Source organism: Pontimicrobium sp. MEBiC01747 (genome assembly GCF_053601635.1).
Genome location: NZ_JBSHNS010000603.1, coordinates 1 through 2,468, shown reverse-complemented (window position 1 = coordinate 2,468; position 2,468 = coordinate 1). Strand labels below are relative to the sequence as shown.

Here is a 2,468-nt window from a genome sequence, read left to right as displayed (position 1 = left end):
AATTTGTTCATTTAGTAGATAAAATGGATGGTAAAACTGACGGTATTCCTGAACACATTTTAGGTAAAGATTATATAAAGCCATGGCAAGAATTAATGCATAGCGAAATGAAAGCAATAAATAACGATCAATCGGATATTAGAAAATATGCATTAACTAACGAAGCTGAGTTTTTTGCAGTTACTTCAGAGTATTTTTTTGAAAGACCAAAACTTTTTAAAAAGAAACATCCAAAACTTTATAATATTCTTAAACAGTGTTTTCAACAAAATCCTGCAAAAAGGTAATCATGATTTTAACCTTTAATGTCATGTAACCTTTTTATAAATTTTAAACATTATAGGAAAAACCAACACAAAATACCCTATTGTTTACCCAAAAGGAGCGCTTTATTTACGTTTTAACTTTTTAGTTATCATAATTATACTCTAGGTTATAACTGTATACTCTAAAAATTATTTTAGTTTTGTAATTATAAAAACTAATGATTTTTTTATTCATATGAAAATTGAACAAATATACACAGGTTGCCTAGCTCAAGGGGCATATTATATAGAAAGTAATGGAGAAGTAGCAATTATAGACCCTCTAAGAGAAGTTAAAGGCTATATTGCTCGCGCAGAAGACAATAATGCGACTATAAAATACATTTTTGAAACTCATTTTCATGCCGATTTTGTTAGCGGGCATTTAACTTTATCTAAAGAAACTGGAGCACCTATAATATATGGGCCTACAGCAACCCCTTCTTTTGAGGCTATTATAGCTAAAGATGGACAAGAGTTTAAATTAGGAAAAGTTACCATTAAGGCATTGCACACTCCTGGCCATACTATGGAAAGTACAACCTATTTATTAATAGATGAAAATGGAAAAGAACATGCCATTTTTAGTGGAGACACCTTATTTTTAGGCGACGTAGGTAGGCCAGATTTAGCGCAAAAAGCGGCTAATATGACAATGGAAGAACTTGCAGGCTTATCGTATGATAGTTTAAGAAACAAAATCATGCCATTAGCTGATGATGTTATTGTATATCCTGGACATGGAGCAGGTTCTGCATGTGGAAAAAACATGATGAAAGAAACGGTAGATACCTTGGGCAATCAAAAACAAATGAATTATGCTTTAAGAGCCGATATGACTAAAGAAGAGTTTATAAAAGAACTTACCGATGGTTTATTACCTCCTCCATTATATTTCCCGTTAAATGTAAAGTTAAATAAAGAAGGTTACTCGCACATAGACGATGTTATAAAACAAGGTGATAAAGCTTTATCGCCAGAAGCTTTTGAAGCAGCTGCAAACGAAACCGATGCATTAGTTTTAGATGTTCGTCATCAATCAGAATTTATAAAAGGTCATATTCCTCGTTCTATTTTTATAGGTTTAAAAGGTGGATTTGCACCATGGGTTGGAGCATTAATTGCAGATATAAATCAGCCATTACTTTTGGTTGTAGATGAAGGTAGTGAAGAAGAAGCTATCACCCGTCTGTCTCGTGTTGGATTTGATAATACTTTAGGATATTTAAAAGGTGGCATTGAAGCTTGGAAAAACGCTGGAAAAGAAATAGATACTTTAGAATCTATTTCTGCCGAGACATTCAAAGAAAGACTTGAAGCTAATGCTATTCCTGTTTTTGATGTGAGAAAAGAAGGCGAATTTATTGCGGGTCATATTGAAAAAGCAAACTTTACACCTTTAGATAATATAAACAATCACTTATCAGAATTTCCAGAAAATGAGCCTTTTTACGTACATTGTGCCGGAGGCTATCGCTCAGTTATAGCAGCTTCTATTTTAAAAAGTAGAGGCATACACAATATTATAGATGTTGCTGGAGGTATGGGAGCTATTAAAAAAGCAGGCATTCCTATTTCTGATTTTGTTTGTCCTTCAACTTTAAAATAATCCTAATTATACATAAATGGAATTTATTTACAACACATGGCCTTGGTACGTCGCTGGCCCATTAATTGCTTTTATAATGTTTTTACTCCTTAAACTGGGGAAAAAATTTGGTATGTCTTCTAATTTAAGAACACTATGTGCTATTGGAGGTGCAGGGCGCTTTTCAGACTTTTTTAAATTTAATTGGCAAGCTAGTAAATGGAATTTATGGATTGTTGCTGGGGTAATCGTTGGTGGCTTTATAGCTTTTAACTTTTTAACACCTACTCCACCACAAATACACGGTGATGTTGTAGCGCAACTACAGGAATTAGGAATAAATAGTACAAACAGTTCTTTTTTACCAACAGAGCTTTTTAGTTTAGACAATATGCTTACACTTAAAGGGTTTTCTATATTATTAATTGGAGGCTTTCTAGTTGGGTTTGGAGCACGTTATGCTGGTGGTTGTACTTCTGGACATGCCATTTCTGGGTTAAGTAATTTACAACTTCCTTCTCTAATTGCTGTTATTGGTTTTTTTATAGGAGGTTTAGTTATGGTACATTTAATAT

General features: G+C 33.1%; 3 protein-coding genes. All 3 read left to right on the top strand.

What is annotated here, in order from left to right; all coding sequences use genetic code 11:
• Positions 1-287: zinc-dependent peptidase (locus tag ACVC2P_RS20345; RefSeq protein ID WP_452600267.1), on the top strand; the 287-nt coding region annotated here is incomplete at its 5' end.
• A gap of 214 nt (positions 288-501) precedes the next feature.
• The gene (locus tag ACVC2P_RS20340; protein ID WP_452600266.1) at positions 502-1,914 is read left to right on the top strand and encodes an MBL fold metallo-hydrolase; all 1,413 of its coding nucleotides are present in this window, start codon (positions 502-504) and stop codon (positions 1,912-1,914) included.
• A gap of 16 nt (positions 1,915-1,930) precedes the next feature.
• A partial coding sequence (locus ACVC2P_RS20335; RefSeq protein WP_452600265.1) for a YeeE/YedE family protein occupies positions 1,931-2,468 on the top strand: 538 nt, incomplete at its 3' end.